The sequence below is a fragment of the Nocardiopsis potens DSM 45234 genome (assembly GCF_000341105.1).
In the GTDB taxonomy this organism is placed as follows: Bacteria; Actinomycetota; Actinomycetes; order Streptosporangiales; family Streptosporangiaceae; genus Nocardiopsis_A; species Nocardiopsis_A potens.
In genome coordinates this window covers 155,599-174,099 of record NZ_ANBB01000002.1, presented here as the reverse complement: position 1 = coordinate 174,099, position 18,501 = coordinate 155,599, and the positions used below count along the sequence as shown (strand labels likewise).

The 18,501-nt window shown below is 74.3% G+C and carries 15 protein-coding genes; 2 read left to right on the top strand and 13 right to left on the bottom strand.

The window, feature by feature from the left end; all coding sequences use genetic code 11:
• The first annotated feature begins 195 nt into the window (after window positions 1–195).
• A complete protein-coding gene (locus D459_RS0101140) occupies window positions 196–1,458 on the top strand; it encodes a DUF418 domain-containing protein (RefSeq protein WP_017591147.1) in 1,263 nt (420 codons plus the stop codon).
• A gap of 217 nt (window positions 1,459–1,675) precedes the next feature.
• Here the strand turns inward: D459_RS0101140 and metK are convergent, their stop codons facing one another.
• From metK to pyrR, 13 genes are all read right to left on the bottom strand, one after another.
• The gene (gene metK / locus D459_RS0101135) at window positions 1,676–2,869 is read right to left on the bottom strand and encodes a methionine adenosyltransferase (RefSeq protein ID WP_017591146.1); all 1,194 of its coding nucleotides are present in this window, start codon (window positions 2,867–2,869) and stop codon (window positions 1,676–1,678) included.
• A 363-nt stretch (window positions 2,870–3,232) separates the two neighbouring features.
• Window positions 3,233–4,423, bottom strand: coding sequence for a bifunctional phosphopantothenoylcysteine decarboxylase/phosphopantothenate--cysteine ligase CoaBC (coaBC, locus tag D459_RS0101130; protein WP_017591145.1), 1,191 nt, complete (start codon window positions 4,421–4,423; stop codon window positions 3,233–3,235).
• A gap of 122 nt (window positions 4,424–4,545) precedes the next feature.
• On the bottom strand, window positions 4,546–4,812 hold the full coding sequence (gene rpoZ, locus D459_RS0101125; protein WP_017591144.1) for a DNA-directed RNA polymerase subunit omega: 267 nt from the start codon (window positions 4,810–4,812) through the stop codon (window positions 4,546–4,548).
• 163 nt (window positions 4,813–4,975) lie between these two features.
• Complete coding sequence (gmk, locus tag D459_RS0101120; protein ID WP_026119949.1) at window positions 4,976–5,581, bottom strand: guanylate kinase; 606 nt, start codon at window positions 5,579–5,581, stop codon at window positions 4,976–4,978.
• Window positions 5,582–5,895: 314 nt separating this feature from the next.
• Entirely contained in the window at window positions 5,896–6,216 is a 321-nt protein-coding gene (gene mihF / locus D459_RS0101115; protein ID WP_017591142.1) for an integration host factor, actinobacterial type, read from the bottom strand.
• A gap of 411 nt (window positions 6,217–6,627) precedes the next feature.
• Window positions 6,628–7,332 carry an orotidine-5'-phosphate decarboxylase gene (gene pyrF, locus D459_RS0101110; RefSeq protein ID WP_017591141.1) on the bottom strand — a complete coding sequence of 235 codons (705 nt, stop codon included), beginning with the start codon at window positions 7,330–7,332 and terminating at the stop codon, window positions 6,628–6,630.
• Window positions 7,333–7,633: 301 nt separating this feature from the next.
• Window positions 7,634–8,599, bottom strand: coding sequence for a dihydroorotate dehydrogenase (locus D459_RS0101105; RefSeq protein WP_017591140.1), 966 nt, complete (start codon window positions 8,597–8,599; stop codon window positions 7,634–7,636).
• Window positions 8,600–8,640: 41 nt separating this feature from the next.
• Window positions 8,641–9,543 carry a dihydroorotate dehydrogenase electron transfer subunit gene (locus D459_RS0101100; protein ID WP_026119948.1) on the bottom strand — a complete coding sequence of 301 codons (903 nt, stop codon included), beginning with the start codon at window positions 9,541–9,543 and terminating at the stop codon, window positions 8,641–8,643.
• 96 nt (window positions 9,544–9,639) lie between these two features.
• Window positions 9,640–12,942 (bottom strand): carbamoyl-phosphate synthase large subunit, encoded by a 3,303-nt coding sequence (carB, locus tag D459_RS0101095; protein ID WP_026119947.1) that lies wholly within the window; start codon window positions 12,940–12,942, stop codon window positions 9,640–9,642.
• Window positions 12,943–12,950: 8 nt separating this feature from the next.
• Window positions 12,951–14,132, bottom strand: coding sequence for a glutamine-hydrolyzing carbamoyl-phosphate synthase small subunit (carA, locus tag D459_RS0101090; protein ID WP_017591137.1), 1,182 nt, complete (start codon window positions 14,130–14,132; stop codon window positions 12,951–12,953).
• Window positions 14,129–15,448 (bottom strand): dihydroorotase, encoded by a 1,320-nt coding sequence (locus tag D459_RS0101085; protein WP_017591136.1) that lies wholly within the window; start codon window positions 15,446–15,448, stop codon window positions 14,129–14,131. The genes carA and D459_RS0101085 overlap by 4 nt, the downstream gene beginning before the upstream one ends.
• 110 nt (window positions 15,449–15,558) lie before the next feature.
• Window positions 15,559–16,488, bottom strand: a complete 930-nt coding sequence (locus tag D459_RS0101080) for an aspartate carbamoyltransferase catalytic subunit (protein ID WP_017591135.1) — start codon at window positions 16,486–16,488, stop codon at window positions 15,559–15,561.
• Window positions 16,485–17,105 carry a bifunctional pyr operon transcriptional regulator/uracil phosphoribosyltransferase PyrR gene (pyrR, locus tag D459_RS30345; RefSeq protein ID WP_081620399.1) on the bottom strand — a complete coding sequence of 207 codons (621 nt, stop codon included), beginning with the start codon at window positions 17,103–17,105 and terminating at the stop codon, window positions 16,485–16,487. The genes D459_RS0101080 and pyrR overlap by 4 nt, the downstream gene beginning before the upstream one ends.
• Before the next feature lie 574 nt (window positions 17,106–17,679).
• Here pyrR and bldD point away from each other — a divergent pair.
• Window positions 17,680–18,174 carry a transcriptional regulator BldD gene (gene bldD, locus D459_RS0101070; RefSeq protein WP_017591133.1) on the top strand — a complete coding sequence of 165 codons (495 nt, stop codon included), beginning with the start codon at window positions 17,680–17,682 and terminating at the stop codon, window positions 18,172–18,174.
• Window positions 18,175–18,501 lie beyond the last annotated feature (327 nt).

Here is an 18,501-nt window from a genome sequence, read left to right as displayed (position 1 = left end):
GATCGGGGCCGCCCTTTCCCGTGCCCGCCGGGCGGACGGACCGCCGCCGGCTACATCCAAAGCACCATCCCCCTTTCCGCAGCGCGCAGGAGGCCCGCGGGGGCGATCCGCGCCATGGTGGAGCCGCCGGGGCCGGAGCGGGGACCCGCCCGGTGCCCGCCGCGCGGCGGGGAGGACCACGGGGACGGAGTCACGATGGACGAGACCGCGACCGGCGCCCGGCGGGGCGGCGCCGGGGCCGCACCGCCGGCCGGAGCCGAGCGGCCCGCACCGCCGGCGGCGCCCGGAGGGCGGGGCGCCGGCCGGCTGCCCCTGCTCGACGTGCTGCGCGGCCTGGCGATCATGGGCACGCTCGGCACCAACATCTGGATCTTCACCTCCCCCGGAGCGGAGATCGGCATGCTCAGCGGGGGCGGCGCGCCCTCGCTCGCCTCGATCCCGGCCGACCCGGTGCCCGCGGTCATCGCCGAGGCGCTGTTCCGGTTCGCCGCCAACGGCACCTCGCTCTCCCTGCTGACCCTGCTGTTCGGCGCGGGGCTGGCGATCCAGTTCCGCTCCGCGTCCAAGCGCGGGGAGCGCTGGCCGGGCCCGTACAAGTGGCGGGCGCTGTTCCTGTTCTTCGAGGGGCTGGTCCACTTCACCCTGGTCTTCGCCTGGGACGTGCTGATGGGCTACGCGGTGACCGCGCTGGTCACCGCCTGGCTGCTGGCCCGCGGGCCCCGGCTGCGCGCCGCCGCGGCCTGGACCGCCGGGGCCCTGCACCTGCTGCTGATGGCGGCGGGCACCGCGCTGCTGCTGGCGGCCGCGGAGGCCGGCGAAGGGCTCCCGGTCGACCCCGGCGTGGTGCGGCTCTACGCCGAGGGGAGCTACCCGGAGCAGATCGCCTTCCGGCTGGAGAACCTGCTGCTGCTGCGGATCGAGCCGGTGCTCACCTTCGGGCTGCTGCTGGTGCTGTTCCTGGCCGGCGCGGCGCTGTTCCGGGCCGGCGCGTTCTCCCCCGGCGCCGAGGGGCGGCGGCTGCGGGTGCGGACGGCCGCCTGGGGGCTGGGCGCCGGGCTGCCGCTGAAGGCCGCCGCCTCGCTCGCCGGAGCCGAGTTCCTGCTGGTCGAGCGGTACGTCGGCGCACCGATCGCGGCGATCGGGCTGGCCGGCCTGGTCGGTCTGGTCTACGACCGGATGCGCCGCACCGGCCCGGTGACCGCAGCGCTGTCCGGCGTGGGCCGCACCGCGCTCAGCGGCTACGTGCTGCAGAACGTGCTGGCCATGCTGGTCTGCTACGGCTTCGGCCTGGGCCTGGCCTCCCGGTTCGCCGGGACCGGGCCGTGGTGGGTGTTCGGGCTGTGGGCGGCGCTCTGCGCCGTGCTGGTCGCCGGGAGCGCGCTCTGGCTGCGCCGGTTCGACACCGGGCCGCTGGAGGCGGTGCAGAAGGCGGTGCTGTCCCGGGTCGGCCGCGGCTGACCCGCGGCGGCAGGCCTCCGCGGCCGGGCGGCCCGCCGCCCGGCCCCGCCGGGGCCCGGAGCGGCCGCCGCCGGCGCGGTGGGGCCGGGGCCGGGGCTCCGGGAGGCGCGGGCCGGCCGCTCCGGCGGCGCGGTCCCGCCGGCGGGACCTTCGGGGACGACGGCGGCGGCCGCCCCCGGGGAGGGGCGGCCGCCGGTGGTCCGGTTCCGCTCGGGCGCTAGGCGCCGACGGCGGCCTTGAGGGCCGCGGCGCGCTCGGTGGACTCCCAGGTGAACTCGGGGAGCTCGCGGCCGAAGTGGCCGTAGGCCGCGGTGCTGGAGTAGATCGGGCGGAGCAGGTCCAGGTCGCGCACGATGGCGGCCGGACGCAGGTCGAAGACCTCCTTGACGGCCTTCTCGATGACGTCCGGGGCGACCTGCTCGGTGCCGAAGGTCTCGATGAAGACGCCGACCGGGTGGGCCTTGCCGATGGCGTAGGCGACCTGGACCTCGGCGCGGTCGGCGAGGCCGGCCGCGACGATGTTCTTGGCCACCCAGCGGGTCGCGTAGGCGGCGGAGCGGTCGACCTTGGACGGGTCCTTGCCGGAGAAGGCGCCGCCGCCGTGCCGGGCGTAGCCGCCGTAGGTGTCGACGATGATCTTGCGGCCGGTCAGGCCCGCGTCGCCCATCGGGCCGCCGATCTCGAACCGGCCGGTGGGGTTGACCAGCAGCCGGTAGTCGTCGGCCTCCAGCCCGTAGGAGGCGACCACCGGGGCGATCACGTGCTCCTTGATGTCCGGGGTGAGGAGCTCGTTCATGTCGATGTCCGGGGCGTGCTGGCTGGAGACGACCACGGTGTCCAGCCGGACCGGGGTGGCCCCGTCGTACTCGACGGTCACCTGGGTCTTGCCGTCCGGACGCAGGTAGGGGACGGTCCCGTCGTGCCGCACCTGGGAGAGGCGCTGGGAGAGCGCGTGCGCGAGCTTGATCGGCAGCGGCATCAGCTCGGGGGTCTCGCGGTTGGCGTAGCCGAACATGAGGCCCTGGTCGCCGGCGCCCTGCCGGTCCAGTGCGTCGTCCTCGCCGTCGACGCGCGCCTCGTAGGCGGTGTCGACGCCCTGGGCGATGTCGGGCGACTGCTGGTCGATGGAGACCGAGACCCCGCAGGAGTCCCCGTCGAAGCCCTTGGCGGAGGAGTCGTACCCGATCTCCAGGATCTTCTTCCGGACGATCGAGGGGATGTCGACGTAGGTCTTGGTGGTGACCTCACCGGCGATGTGCACCTGGCCGGTGGTGATCAGGGTCTCCACGGCGACCCGGCTGGACGGGTCGTCCTTGAGCATCGCGTCGAGGATCGCGTCACTGATCTGGTCGGCCATCTTGTCGGGGTGGCCCTCGGTGACCGACTCGGAGGTGAAAAGGCGACGGGACACGTTGAGTGACTCCTTGCAGCGGCTGCTGGCTGACAGTTGTCTCTGCAGGGCGGTGCCGCGCCGGGGAGGTGGGGGTCCACCGGGCTTTACCGACCCGCGGGGTTGGTTTCCTGCTCCACTGTAGTGGTGCCCTGTCCGTCGCGCCCGGGGCGTGCGGCTCTGTCGGGTCCGCTCCAGCTTTTCGTCCGGCGGCGGTCGCCCGCCGCCGGTCCGCGGAACGCCACTTCAGGCGCTCACGGACCAAGTGTGACGCATGACACATGAAAAGTTCCACAGCCGGAACCGATCATGCCCATGCGCTGGGATTTCCGTAGCGTACAGCGAAACAGGGTCGCCGCACGCGCAACATCGGAGGGGATCTTTTCACACTGGCGGGAGGCGGTCGCGGACGAGGTCCCAGACCCGGTCCGCCAGCGCGCTCTTCGGGCCGTGCGGCACCTCGGCCGAGCCGCCGGCCGAGTCCAGGATCACCGCCTGGTTGTCCTCGGTGCCGAACGCCTTCCCCTCGCCCACCTGGTTGACGACCAGCAGGTCGCAGCCCTTGCGGGCGAGCTTGGCCCGGCCGTTGGCCAGCACGTCGTCGGTCTCCGCGGCGAAGCCGACCACCACCTGCCCGGGGGCCGTCCGCTCGCGGGAGAGCTCGGCGAGGATGTCGGGGTTCTCCACCAGTTCGATCGGCTTGGGGCCGGCGCCGGTCTTCTTGATCTTGCCGGGGGCCTGCTCGGCCGGGCGGAAGTCGGCCACGGCCGCGGCCATCACCACCGCGTCGGCGTCCCGCCGGGCCTCCAGCACGGCGTCGCGCATCTGCACCGCGGACTCGACCCGGACCAGGTCGGCCCCGGCCGGGGCGGTCGGCCCGGTGGCGGCGCTGACCAGGGTGACCCGGGCGCCGCGGGCCAGCGCTGTGGCGGCCAGCGCGTACCCCTGCCGCCCGGAGGAGCGGTTGCCCAGGTAGCGGACCGGGTCGATGGCCTCGCGGGTGCCGCCGGCCGAGACCACCACCCGCCGTCCGGCCAGGTCGGCGGGGAGGCTCCCGCGGCGCAGCACGGCCCGGCCGGCCTCGAACAGGGCCTCGGGGTCGGGCAGCCGGCCCTTGCCGGTGTCGGCGCCGGTGAGCCGTCCCTCCGCGGGCTCCAGCACGATGGCGCCGCGCTCGCGGAGCAGGGCGACGTTGGCCCGGGTCGCGGGGTGCTCCCACATCTCGGTGTGCATGGCGGGGGCGAAGACGACCGGGCAGCGCGCGGTGAGCAGGGTGTTGGTGAGCAGGTCGCCGGCGAGCCCGTGCGCGGCCCGGGCCAGCAGGTCGGCGGTGGCCGGGGCGACGAAGACCAGGTCGGCGCGCTGGCCGATGCGCACGTGCGGGACCTCGTGCACGGCGTCCCAGACACCGGTGGCCACCGGGCGGCCGGAGAGCGCGGCCCAGGTGGGCTCGCCCACGAAGCGCAGCGCCTCGGCGGTGGGCACGACCTGCACGGCGTGCCCGGACTCGGTGAAGCGGCGGAGGAGTTCGCAGACCTTGTACGCGGCGATGCCCGCGCCGACGCCGAGGACCACCTCGGGCGCGGCGCCGTCGTCAGTCGGTGTGTTCACGTTCGGACTCTAGCCGAGGCGGGGGCGGCGGCCGGCGCCGCCCCGGGCAGCGCCCGGGCGCGCACCGCGCCTCCGTCCCTCGGCGCTCAGTTGCCCTCGTAGGGCTCCGCCGTGAGCAGCCCGGACTTGACCTCGCGCAGGGCGATGGACAGGGCCTTCTCCTGGACCTGGGTCTCGACCAGCGGGCCGACGTACTCCAGCAGGCCCTCGCCCAGCTGGGCGTAGTAGGCGTTGATCTGCCGGGCCCGCTTGGAGGCCATGGTGACCAGGCTGTACTTGCTGTCGACGAGCTCGAGGAGGTCGTCGATGGGCGGGTTGGTGATGCCTTCGGCGACGGGCTCGGTGCCTGCCACGTGCGTCCCCCTGGACGGTCGGCGGCCCCCGGATGCGGGGCCTGCGTTGACGGATGGTGCGGTGGCCGCGCTGCGCGGCCTGCGCGGAGCCCGCGGGGCTCGCGGAACCTCCAGGATATCCGCGCTGCGTGTGCCCGGGTCCGGCGCCGGGAGGGCGCCGGGGTCACACCTTCGGCGCGAGGACCAACGCTAGCAGCTCGTCGCGCACGTTCTCGACGGACGTGTTGACCAGCGTCGCGTCGAACTCCTTCTCCGCGGCCAGTTCGACCCGGGCGGCGTCCAGCCTGCGCCGGACCACCTCGGGCGCCTCGGTCCCGCGCCCGGTGAGCCGGCGCACCAGCTCCTCCCAGGAGGGCGGGGCGAGGAAGACGTGGAAGGAGTCGGGCATGCTCTCGCGGACCTGGCGGGCGCCCTGCAGGTCGATCTCGAGCAGGACCGGGACGCCGGCCCGCAGCCGCTGCTCGACCGGGGCGCGGGGGGTGCCGTAGCGGTTGCCCGCGAACTCGGCCCACTCCAGCAGGCTGCCGTCGGCGGCCATCCGCTCGAACTCGTCGGCGTCGACGAAGAAGTACTCCACGCCGTCGGTCTCCCCGGGGCGGGGGGCGCGGGTGGTGACCGAGACCGAGAGCCACACCTCGGGGTGGTGGGCCCGGATCTCCTTGACGACGGTGCTCTTGCCGACCCCGGAGGGGCCGGAGAGGACCGTCAGCCGCCGCTCCGGGGCGCCGGTGTCCTCCGGCCCCGCTGCGGGACGGTCTTCGCGATCGATAGGCACGTGGTGTTCGAACTCTCGGTGCGACGCTGAGGCTGGCTTGGCGCCGGAGGCGCCCGGCTCCGGTGGGTCCGCACGAGGGGACGCTTCCCCGGGCCGGTGATGATTGGTCTTTTATACCACCGCGCCGCGGCCCGGCGGGCCCGTCCGCACGCCCCCTGAGCGGGGTGTGCGGCGGGTCATGCCGGACCGCGGCGCTTCATGCCTCCGCCCCCGGTGCCGCCGGCCGCCGCCGCTGGATGCGGGCGGCCGGGCGGCTCCGGAGCGGCCCCGTCAGCACGGGGCCGCGTCGGGCGGTTGGATCGACCGCCTTACTTGGCGCCGCCGAACTCGCGCTCCAGGGAGGCGCGCTGGTTGGCGCCCAGCCCCCGGACGCGGCGCGACTCGGCGATGTTGAGCCGCTCCATGATCTGCTTGGCGCGGACCTTGCCGACGCCGGGGAGCGACTCGAGCAGGGCCGAGACCTTCATCTTGCCGATGACGTCGTCGGTCTGGCCGTCGGCGAGCACCTCCGACAGGGAGACGCCGCCGTGCTTCAGGCGGTTCTTGACTTCCGCGCGCTCTTTTCTGGCCTTAGCGGCCTTCTCCAGAGCCGCGGCGCGCTGCTCGGGTGTGAGGGGAGGAAGGGCCACGCCGGGTCACCTCGGTTTTCTCTCGTTCGTGGAGGGCGGACGCCTGCGCAAGTTAGTAGGTTCCGACCCCGTTCGGCAACGCAAAGTGGCCCTTCGAGCGCTAATAGAGCGGCAATTCATCCAATTAATCACGCTCTGTCCTCGTGCGATCGCGCTGTGCGGTTGAATTCAGGACTTTTGGCCCTCCGCCCCGCGAGCGCCTCATTCCCGCGAACCGCTCCCCTCCTGGGCCGGAACCGGTCGCGCCCGGTCCGGACCTCCGGGTTTCGGACACCTGAATACGGCGGCACCTTGCGTCCGCAATCGGATACTGTGGGGCACGAGAAGGCCGTGCGGCCGACCCCGGACACGTCCGAGGGCGGGCCCCGCCGTGCCCGCGGGGACCCGCCCTCGTCTCGCCCTCCGGCCGGTTCAGGACCGGCCGGCCGCCTCCGCCCGGCGCAGCGCCGCCGCCAGCGAGGCCGCGGCCGCGCCCGGGTCCGCCGCCCGGGTGATCGGGCGGCCGATGACGAGCAGGTCCGCGCCGGCCGCCAGGGCCTCCTCCGGCGTCGCCACCCGGGCCTGGTCGCCCCGGTCCGCGCCGGCCGGGCGCACGCCCGGCGTGATGAGCTGCACGTCCGGGCCGACCTCGGCGCGGAGCGCGGGCACCTCGTGCGGCGAGCAGACCAGCGCCTGCGCCCCGGCCCCCACCGCGAGCACCGCCAGCCGGCGGGCCGCGTCGGCCGCCGGGCCGCGCATCCCGATGGACTCCAGCGCCGCGTCGTCCAGCGAGGTCAGCACGGTGACCGCGGCGATCCGGGTGTCCGGCGCCGCCTCCACCGCGGCCTTGACCATGTCCGCCCCGCCCGCCGCGTGCACGGTCAGGATGGACGGCTTCAGCCGGGCCACGTTGCGCGCGGCCCCGGCCACCGTGGCCGGGATGTCGTGCAGCTTCAGGTCGAGGAAGACCGAGACGGGGTTGGCCCCGCGCACCGTGCCGATCACCTCGGGGCCGTAGCGCAGGTAGAGCTCCAGCCCGACCTTGACGGTGCTGACGTGCGGGGCGACCGCGGACGCCCAGCGGGCCGCGGTCTCGATCTCGGGTGCGTCGATGGCTACTGCGATGGGCGCGGCCACGGTCCTTCTCCTTCGTGAGCGGTACTGAGCGGGGGTCCCCCGCAGCCGGGCGGCTGCGGGAGGGCGAACCTCACGGGCGGCGCGGCGACCCGGTCCACCGCACCGTGCTGGTTCCCTGCATCGGCCGGTTCATGCACGTCGCGCCCATCGGGGGCACGACGCGCCTCCCCGGCCCTGAAACGGCCCCAGCGGCCCCGGGAGCCGCCGTCGGCACACCTCGGACGCGGAAGCGTGTCCGCGCCGCCACAGGCTGTCTCACGGGGTCCGGCCACCGCCGCCGGGGGCGGGGCGAACCCCGTGCTCAGCCGCGCGGGAGCGGTCCCGCGCCGGCCGCCGCGCCGAGCGGGCGGTGCGCCGCGCCGACCACGTCGCGGACCCGGTCCACGCCGTGCTCGGCGAGCGCCTCCTCCAGCTCCCGGACGATGCGCACGCAGGCCGAGGGGTCGTGGAAGGTCACCGTCCCCACCGCGACCGCCGAGGCGCCCGCGGCCAGGAATTCCAGGACGTCGCCCCCGGTGCGCACCCCGCCGCCGCCGATGATCGGCAGCTCGGGCAGGGCCGCGTGCACCCGGTGCACGCAGCCCACCGCGATCGGGCGGATCGCCGGCCCGGAGACCCCGCCCATGCCGCCGGCCACCGCCGGGCGCAGCGTGCGCGGGTCGATCGCCATCCCGCGCACCGTGTTGATCAGCGACAGGCCGTCCGCGCGGGCCTGCGCGCAGGCCTCGGCCAGCTCCACCGGGTCGGGCACGTCCGCGGCCAGCTTGGCGAAGACCGGGATGTCGGAGCGGGTGTGCGAGCGGACCGCGTGCACCACCCGGGCCGCCTCCCGCGGGTCGTCGGTGAAGTGCCGGCCCTGGTCGGAGGGGTTCGGGCAGGAGAGGTTGACCTCCACGAAGGAGACCCCGGACGCCTCGGAGAGCCGCCGGGCCAGCTCGCCGTACTCCGCCGCCCCGCCGCCGGCCAGCGAGACCCCGACCCGGGCCCCGCGGGAGAGCAGCCAGGGCAGGTCGCGCTGGAGGAAGACCTCGATGCCCGGCCCCTGCAGGCCGGTGGCGCTGAGCATCCCGCTGGGCGTCTCGGCGATCCGCGGCGCCGGGTGGCCGGCCCGCGGCTCCACCGTCACCGACTTGGTGATCAGCGCGCCGATCCCGGCCAGGTCGAAGAACTGGGCCAGCTCCCGGCCGGTCCCGGCGCAGCCCGCCGCGGCGAGCACCGGGTTGGCCAACTCCACGTCCTTGAGCCGGACCCGCAGGTCGGTGCTCATCGAGCCTCCTCGCTCTCCCGTCCCGCCCGGCGGGGGCGGGCTCATCCGGCCTCGCGGTCGGCCGGGTCCACCGCGGCGGTGTCGGCCGCCGGCTTCCAGCCGGGGGCGCCCAGCGCGTCGAAGGGGATGGTGCCGACGTCGTCGAAGCGCACCCGCTCGCCGCGGAAGACCGGGCCGTCCACGCAGGCGCGGACCATCCGGGTGATGCCGTCCTCCCCGGCGACCGGGACCACGCAGGCCATGCAGACCCCGGTGCCGCAGGCCATCGTCTCCTCCACCGCCACCTGGATCGGGATGCCGTGCTCGGCGGCGACCGCGGTGGCCTCGCGCAGCATCGGCATCGGCCCGCAGGCGTAGACCACGTCCGAGCGGGCCTCCTCGATCACCCGGCCCAGCGGCGCGGTGACCGGGCCGCGCACCCCGAAGGAGCCGTCGTCGGTGGTGAAGGTGGCGGTCTCGGCGATGCGGCGGGCGGTGATCGCGCTGAACACCCGGTCCGCCGAGGCGCCGCCGAACACCGCGTCGACCCGGCAGCCGCGGCGGCGCAGCGCGTGCGCCAGCGGGAACAGCGGGGCGCTGCCCGAGCCGCCGCCGACCAGCACGCAGTTGACCGGGTCGCGGGGCAGCGGGAAGGGCCGGCCCAGCGGGCCGACCAGGTCGAGCAGGTCCCGGGAGCGGCGCTCGGCGAGCCAGGCGGTGCCCGCGCCGCGCACCGAGAACAGGAACTCCACGGTGCCGCCGTAGTCCGGTTTGACGTCGTGCACCGCGAACGGCCGGCGCAGCAGCATGCTGGACTGCTCGCCGCCGACCGCGGCCGCGACGAACTGCCCGGCCCGGAAGCGCTCGGCGATCCCCGGGGCGACCACGGTGATGGCGTAGTAGGCGTCCACCCTCCGCACGGTCAGCACCGGGCAGCGCATCTGCAACGGACCGAAGTCGCTCAACCTTGTCGTCCTGCCTCACTGCGACACTGGGGCGGGCGCGGCGGGCCGGCGGGGGAGCCGCTCCCCCGCCGGCCCGCCGCGCCCCTTACCGGGCGGTCAGCGCCGGGCGCCGCGCAGCGACTCGGCGTGCTCCTGGAGGGAGCGGACCCCGATGTCCCCGCGTGCGAGCGCCTCGATGCCCTGCACCGCGGCGGCGAGCCCCTGCACCGTCGTGACGCTGGGGACGCCGCGCACCACCGCGGCGGTGCGGATCTCGTAGCCGTCCAGCCGGGGGCCGGACTGCCCGGCACCGCCGAACGGGGTGTTGACGATGAGGTCCACCGCGCCGTCGTGGATCAGTTGCACGATAGTGGGTTCCCCGTCGGGGCCGGGCCCTTCGCTGTGCTTGCGCACGGCCCGGGCGGGCACCCCGTTGCGCCGCAGCACCCAGGAGGTGCCCTCGGTGGCCAGGATCTCGAAGCCGAGGTCGGCCAGGCGCTTGACCGGGAAGATCATGTGCCGCTTGTCCTGGTTGGCCACCGAAACGAAGACCGTGCCCCGGGTGGGCAGCGGGCCGTAGGCGGCCTGCTGCGACTTGGCGTAGGCCGCGCCGAAGTCGGCGTCCAGGCCCATCACCTCGCCGGTGGAGCGCATCTCCGGGCCGAGCACGGTGTCCACGCCCTCGCCCTGCCGGTCGATGAACCGGTTGAACGGCAGCACCGCCTCCTTGACCGCGACCGGCGCGTCCATCGGCAGGGTCGTGCCGTCCCCGGAGGCCGGGAGGATCCCCTCGGCGCGCAGCTCGGCGATGGAGGCGCCGAGCATCACCCGGGCCGCGGCCTTGGCCAGCGGCACCGCGGTGGCCTTGGAGACGAACGGCACGGTGCGCGAGGCGCGCGGGTTGGCCTCCAGCACGTAGAGCACGCCGGAGGCGAGCGCGTACTGGACGTTGAGCAGGCCGCGCACCCCGGTGCCGCGGGCGATGCCCTCGGTGGAGCGGCGGATCCGCTCGATGTCCTCGCCGCCCAGGGTGATCGAGGGCAGCGCGCAGGCCGAGTCGCCGGAGTGGATGCCGGCCTCCTCGATGTGCTCCATCACGCCGCCGAGGTAGAGCTCCTCGCCGTCGTAGAGCGCGTCCACGTCGATCTCGATCGCGTCGTCGAGGAACCGGTCGATGAGCACCGGGTGGTCCGGGCTGACCTCGGCGTTGCGCTCGATGTAGTCGGCCAGCATGGCCTCGCTGTAGACGATCTCCATGCCGCGGCCGCCCAGCACGTAGGAGGGGCGGACCATCACCGGGTAGCCGATCTCGTCGGCGGCCCGGCGCGCCTCGTCGAAGGAGAACGCGGTGCCGTACTTGGGCGCGGGCAGCCCGGCCCGCTCCAGCACCTCGCCGAAGGCGCCGCGGTCCTCGGCCAGGTCGATCGCCTCGGGGCTGGTGCCGACCACGGGCACCCCGGCCTCCTTGAGGCGGCGCGCCAGGCCCAGCGGGGTCTGCCCGCCCAGCTGCACGACCACGCCGACCACGGTGCCGGTGAGCTGCTCGGCCCGGACGACCTCCAGCACGTCCTCCAGGGTGAGCGGCTCGAAGTAGAGCCGGTCGCTGGTGTCGTAGTCGGTGGAGACCGTCTCCGGGTTGCAGTTGACCATGACGGTCTCGTAGCCCGCCTCGGAGAGCGCGAAGGAGGCGTGCACGCAGCTGTAGTCGAACTCGACGCCCTGGCCGATCCGGTTCGGGCCGGAGCCGAGGATGATCACCTTGGGGCGGGTGCCCTGCGGGACCTCGGTCTCCTCGTCGTAGCTGGAGTACAGGTAGGGCGTCTGCGCGGCGAACTCCGCGGCGCAGGTGTCCACGGTCAGGTAGACCGGGTGCACGTCAAGGGCGCCGCGCAGCTCCCGGACGACCTCCTCGGACTTGCCGGTGATCTCGCCGATCTGCAGGTCGGAGAAGCCCAGCCGCTTGGCGCCGCGGAGCGCCCCGGCGTCCAGCTGCGGGGCGGCGGCCAGGGCGCGGGCGGTCTCCTCCAGCAGCAGCATCTGGTCCAGGAACCAGGGGTCGATGCCGGTGGCCTCGTAGAGCTCGCGCACGGTGGCGCCGGCCCGCAGCGCCTGCTGCACCTGGCGCAGCCGGTACTCGCCCGGGGTGGCCGCGGCGCGGAGCAGCTCCTCCTTGTCGCCCGGCTCGCCGGCCCAGGTCAGGCCGGTGCCCTTCTTCTCCACCGAGCGCATCGCCTTCTGCAGCGCCTCGGGGAAGGAGCGGCCGATGGCCATCGCCTCGCCCACCGACTTCATGGTGGTGGTCAGGCCGGGGTCGGCGCCGGGGAACTTCTCGAAGGCGAACCGCGGGACCTTGACCACCACGTAGTCGAGGCTGGGCTCGAAGCTGGCCGGGGTCTCCCGGGTGATGTCGTTGGGGATCTCGTCCAGGGTGTAGCCGACCGCCAGCTTCGCGGCGATCTTGGCGATCGGGAAGCCGGTGGCCTTGGAGGCCAGCGCGGAGGAGCGGGAGACCCGCGGGTTCATCTCGATGACGATGAGCCGGCCGTCGTCCGGGTTGACCGCGAACTGGATGTTGCAGCCGCCGGTGTCCACGCCGACCGCGCGGATGACCGCGATGCCGACGTCGCGCATCCGCTGGTACTCGCGGTCGGTGAGGGTCATGGCGGGGGCCACGGTCACCGAGTCGCCGGTGTGCACGCCCATCGGGTCGAAGTTCTCGATGGAGCAGACGACGACCACGTTGTCGTTGCCGTCGCGCATCAGCTCCAGCTCGTACTCCTTCCAGCCGAGGATGGACTCCTCCAGGAGGACCTCGGTGGTCGGCGAGAGGGTGAGCCCCTGGCCGGCGATGCGGCGCAGCTCGGCCTCGTCGTGGGCGAAGCCGGAGCCGGAGCCGCCCATGGTGAAGGAGGGCCGGACCACGACCGGGTAGCCCAGGTCGCCGGCGGCGTCCAGGCACTCCTCGATGGTGTGGCAGATCCGGGAGCGGGCGGACTCGCCGCCGATCCGCTCCACGATGCCCTTGAAGGTCTCCCGGTCCTCGCCGGCCTGGATGGCGTCGACGTCGGCGCCGATGAGCTCGACGCCGTACTTCTGCAGCACCCCCGCCTCGTGCAGGGCGATCGCGGTGTTCAGCGCGGTCTGGCCGCCCAGGGTGGGCAGCAGGGCGTCGGGGCGCTCCTTGGCGATGATCTTCTCGACCATCTCCGGGGTGATCGGCTCGACGTAGGTGGCGTCGGCGATCTCCGGGTCGGTCATGATGGTCGCCGGGTTGGAGTTGACCAGGATGACGCGCAGGCCCTCGGCCTTGAGCACGCGGCATGCCTGGGTCCCGGAGTAGTCGAACTCGGCGGCCTGCCCGATCACGATGGGACCGGAGCCGACCACGAGTACGGATGAAAGGTCACTACGGCGCGGCATGGTTCCCTCTACTGATCGTGCCGGTTGGTCTGCGGGGCGCCCGCGGAGGCCCGCTCGGCCTCCATCAGGTCGCAGAACGCGTCGAACAGGTCGGCGGCGTCGTGCGGGCCGGCGGCGGCCTCGGGGTGGTACTGGACGCTGAACGCCGGCCGGTCGAGCAGCCGGAGCCCCTCCACCACCCCGTCGTTGAGGTCGACGTGGCTGACCTCGGCCCGCCCGAACGGGGTGTCGAACGGCCCGTCGGTGGGGGCGTCGACGGCGAAGCCGTGGTTGTGGCTGGTGATGTGGACCCGCTTGGTGTGCACGTCCTGCACCGGCTGGTTCACCCCGCGGTGGCCGAAGCGCAGCTTGAAGGTGCCCAGCCCGAGGGCGCGGCCGAGGATCTGGTTGCCGAAGCAGATGCCGAAGAACGGCTTGCGGGCCTCCAGGACGGCGCGGAGCGCCTCGACGCTGGCGTCCGCGGTGGCCGGGTCGCCGGGGCCGTTGCTGAAGAACACCCCGTCGGTGCCGAGCGCCAGGATCTCCTCGGCGGTGGCCGTGCCGGGCAGCACGGTGACCTCGCAGCCCCGCTCGGCGAGGCGCTGCGGGGTCATCGCCTTGATGCCCAGGTCGACCGCTGCGACGGTGAACCGGACCGGGGTCCCCTCCGGCGGCCGCACGGTGTACGGCTCGGCGGTGGTGACCTCGCCGGACAGGTCGGCGCCGGTCATCTTCGGCGAGGCGGCCACCTTCTCCAGCAGCCGGGCCGGGTCGTGCTCCTCGGTGCTGATCACCGCGCGCATCGCCCCGCGGTCGCGCAGGTGCCGGGTGAGCGCCCGGGTGCCGTCGACGGCGATGCCCACCACGCCCTGGCGGCGCAGCTCCTCGTCCAGGGTGCGCTGGGCGCGCCAGTTGGAGGGGACCCGCGCGGGCTCGCGCACCACGTAGCCGGCCACCCAGATGCGGCCGGACTCGGGGTCGTCGTCGTTGACCCCGGTGTTGCCGATGTGCGGCGCCGTCATGGTGACGATCTGGCGGTGGTAGGAGGGGTCGGTCAGCGTCTCCTGGTAGCCGGTCATGCCGGTGTTGAAGACGATCTCGCCGAAGGTCTCGCCGCGCGCGCCGAAGGAGCGGCCGCGGAAGACGCGCCCGTCCTCCAGCACCAGGGTGGCCGGGACGGCGGTTTCGGCAGCGGTCGGTTGTGCAGTCACTGGATCTTCCCATCGAGGACCGTCGGGACGCCGCGCAGGAACGTGCCGGTGACGCGTCCCGGCAGGCGCATGCCCCGATACGGGCTGTTGGTGCTCTTGGACTCCATCGCCGCGGGGTCGACCACCCGCTCGGCGGAGGCGTCGTAGAGCGCGATGTTGGCGGGCTCCCCTGCGGCCAGCGGCCGGCCGTGGCCGGTGAGGCGGCCGATCCGGGCGGGTGCGGCCGACATCCGGTCGGCGACCGCGGCCCAGTCCAGCAGGCCGGTGTCGACCATGGTGTGCTGGACCACCGAGAGCGCGGTCTCCAGGCCGAGCATGCCCATGGCCGCGTTGGCCCACTCGGTCTCCTTGGCCTCGATCGGGTGCGGGGCGTGGTCGGTGGCCACGCAGTCGATCGTGCCGTCGGCCAGCCCCTCGCGCAGCGCGTGCACGTCGGCGGCGGTGCGCAGCGGCGGGTTGACCTTGTAGATCGGGTCGTACCCCTCCACCAGGTCGTCGGTGAGCAGCAGGTGGTGCGGGGTCACCTCGGCGGTGACGTCGCAGCCGCGCTGCTTGGCCCAGCGGATGATCTCCACCGAGCCCTTGGTGGAGACGTGGCAGACGTGCAGCCGGGAGCCGACGTGCTCGGCGAGCAGGCAGTCCCGGGCGATGACCGCCTCCTCGGCGACCGCGGGCCAGCCGGCCAGGCCGAGCCGGTCGGAGACCTCGCCCTCGTTCATCTGCGCGCCCTGGGTGAGCCGGGGGTCCTGGGCGTGCTGGGCGACGACGCCGTCGAAGGCCTTGACGTACTCCAGCGCGCGCCGCATCAGCAGCGGGTCGGAGACGCACATGCCGTCGTCGGAGAAGACCCGCACCCGGGCCACCGAGTCGGCCATCGCGCCCAGCTCGGCGAGGCGCTCGCCGGCCAGGCCGCGGGTGACCGCGCCGACCGGGCGCACGTCGCAGTGGCCGGAGTCGCGGCCCAGCCGCCACACCTGCTCGACCACGCCGGCGGTGTCGGCGACCGGGTCGGTGTTGGCCATGGCGTGCACCGCGGTGAAGCCGCCCATGGCGGCCGAGCGGCAGCCGCTGGCCACCGTCTCGGCGTCCTCCCGGCCCGGCTCGCGCAGGTGGGTGTGGAGGTCGACCAGGCCCGGCAGGGCGATCATGCCGTCCGCCTGCACGGTCCGGGCCGGTGCGCCGGCCTCGGCCGCGGCCCGCGGTCCGACCGCGGCGATCTCGCCGGCGCGGACCAGGATGTCGGCCGGTTCCCCGCCGAGCGGCCGCGCCCCGCGGATCAGGTACTCCGTGCCGCCGCTCTCGTTCTCATCGGACATGGTCCGCTTTTCCCTTCGTCCTTCGGCCGCCCCGGCGCCGCCGTCCGGCGGCGCCGTGCGGAAGTCTGCTGCGACCGCGCCCCGGCGGCCGCCTCTGCGCCCGTGCCGCGCTAGCGCTGCCCGATGGCCGGCTCGGAGCCGCCCAGGAGCAGGTAGAGCACGGCCATCCGGACGCTGACGCCGTTGGCGACCTGGCGGGTGACGGTGGCGCGCGGGGAGTCGGCGACCTCCGCGGAGATCTCCATCCCGCGGACCATCGGCCCGGGGTGCATCACGATGGCGTCCTCGCCCATCAGCGCGAACCGGTCCCGGTCCAGCCCGTAGCGCCGGCTGTACTCGCGCGCGGTGGGGAAGAACGCCTCGTTCATCCGCTCGGCCTGCACCCGCAGCATCATCACCACGTCGCTCTTGGGCAGCACCTCGTCCAGGTCGTAGGAGACCTGGCAGGGCCAGGTGCCCACGGAGACCGGGACCAGGGTCGGCGGGGCGACCAGGGTGACCTCGGCGCCCAGCGTGTGCAGCAGCAGCACGTTGGACCGGGCGACCCGGCTGTGCAGCACGTCGCCGACGATGGCGACGCGCAGCCCGGCCAGCCTGCCGGTCCGCTCGCGCATGGTGTAGGCGTCCAGCAGCGCCTGGGTGGGGTGCTCGTGGGTGCCGTCGCCGGCGTTGACCACCGAGCCGTCGACCCAGCCGGCCAGCCGGTGCGCCGCGCCGGAGGCGCCGTGCCGGACGACGACGCCGTCGGCGCCCATCGCCTGCAGGGTCAGCGCGGTGTCCTTGAGGCTCTCGCCCTTGGCGACGCTGGAGCCCTTGGCGGAGAAGTTGATGACGTCGGCGGAGAGCCGCTTGGCGGCCAGCTCGAAGGAGGTCCGGGTGCGGGTGGAGTCCTCGTAGAAGAGGTTGACCACGGTGCGCCCGCGCAGGGTGGGCAGCTTCTTCACGGACCGCTCGCCGATCTGGGCGAGCTCGCGCGCGGTGTCCAGGATCAGGACGGCCTCGTCGTGGCCGAGGTCGGCCGTGGAGAGCAGGTGCCTCATCGGTTCTCCTCCTCGCTGCCGGTGCTCTCGCCGCCGGGGCCGGGCCGTCCGGCGGAGCGGCGGAGGGCCTCCGCCGGGGTCCCCGGGCCGCCCGCGGGGCCCAGGAGCACGGCGTCGCGGCCGTCGGTCTCCTCCAGCTGCACGCGGACCGTCTCGCGCAGCGAGGTGGGCAGGTTCTTGCCCACGTAGTCGGCGCGGATGGGCAGCTCGCGATGGCCGCGGTCGACCAGGACGGCCAGCTGCACGGCGCGCGGCCGGCCCAGGTCGTTGAGGGCGTCCAGGGCGGCGCGCACGGTGCGCCCGGAGAACAGCACGTCGTCGACGAGGACGACGACGCGGCCGTCGATCCCCTCCTGGGGGATGTCGGTCCGGCCCAGGGCGCGCGCGGGCGCCAGGTGCAGGTCGTCCCGGTACATGGTGATGTCGAGGGCGCCGCAGGGCACGGTCCGGGACTCCACCCGCTCGATGCGCTCGGCCAGCCGGCGGGCGAGCGGGGCGCCGCGCGAGGGGATGCCCAGCAGGGTGACGTCCTCGGCGCCCTTGGTGCGCTCCAGCACCTCGTGGGCGATCCGGGTCAGCGCGCGCCGGATCTCGGGGCCCTCCAGGACGGCCCTCAGCTCCCCGGCGCCGGTGCCGGGCGGACCCGCGGACGGATCACCTTCCGCACCATTTTGCGCACACAAAGTAATGACCCCCTTCCCTGCCTCACTGAACAGGTCGTTAAAAGGATGTCGATCGGCTCAACGCTACCAGCGGCGCCCCCTCGGACCGCTCACCCCTCCCCGGCAAACATCGCCTTATTGTGACTCTCGTCATATATTGACCCCTTGACAGCAATCGGACACTCAGCGTCCGGTTCGCCGGAAATCATGCGGTCCGCCCGCCGGAGAAATGTGAAACCTTCGACGGTTACGGGCTTCCCGTCCCTTCCGCCGCCTCCCCCGCGGGCGCGACGGCCCGTAATGAGAGACCTCTCACTTACGCACGGTTTGGCCACTGAATCGTCGCGTTTCCGCCCAACGGCTTGACCTGGCGCGGCGACGGCCTTACGGTCACTGTCCGTAACCAAAATGGGCTGGAGCCGCGCCGTGCCCCCCGAAGCGACGCACGGCGCGGGGCCGCGGCGGCCGGGGCTCACCCCGGGCGGCGGCCCCGCACCAGCCACCTCACGGCCGGGGAGCGACGAAGAAGATGCCATCCGAATACGCGAAGTCCCTCGGCGCGCGGCTGCGCGCCATCCGCACCCAGCAGGGGCTCTCCCTGCACGGGGTGGAAGAGAAGTCCCACGGGCGCTGGAAGGCCGTCGTGGTGGGCTCCTACGAGCGCGGTGACCGCGCGGTGACCGTCCAGAAGCTGGCCGAGCTGGCGGACTTCTACGGCGTCCCGATGTCGGAGCTGCTGCCCGGGGGCGCCGCCCCGACGCCGCTGGGGCCGACGCCCAAGCTCGTCATCGACCTGGAGCGGATGCAGCAGCTGCCCCAGGAGAAGGCCGGGCCGCTGGCACGCTACGTGGCCACCATCCAGAGCCAGCGCGGCGACTACAACGGGCGGGTGCTCTCCATCCGCCAGGAGGACCTGCGGTCGCTGGCGGTCATCTACGACCGCTCGCCCGGCGACCTCACCGAGGAGCTGATCAACTGGGGCGTGCTCGACCCTGAGGCCCGCCGCGCCGTGGACGCCTTCTAGCGGCGCTCCGCGCACACCGGCCCGCGGGGTCCGCCTCCGCCCGCTCCCGCCCCGGCTCCCCTGCCCCAGGGGCCGGGCGCCCCGGGAGCGAAGAAGGGGGACCCGCCCGCGCCGGTGCCGCCGCGCGCCCCTGCGGCGCGGCGCGAAGCACCGGGCGGCGCACGGCCCGCCCCCGCCGCGCAAAGGGGGGGCGGCCGGGCAAGAGGCTTCCCCTCCTCCGCCCGACCGCCGGCGTCCGGCCGCCACGGGGGCAGCGCCCGGACACGTGTTCCACACCGCCTCTGGGGCGTCGGAGACCTCCGCCCACTCGGTTCGAACTGGTGTACG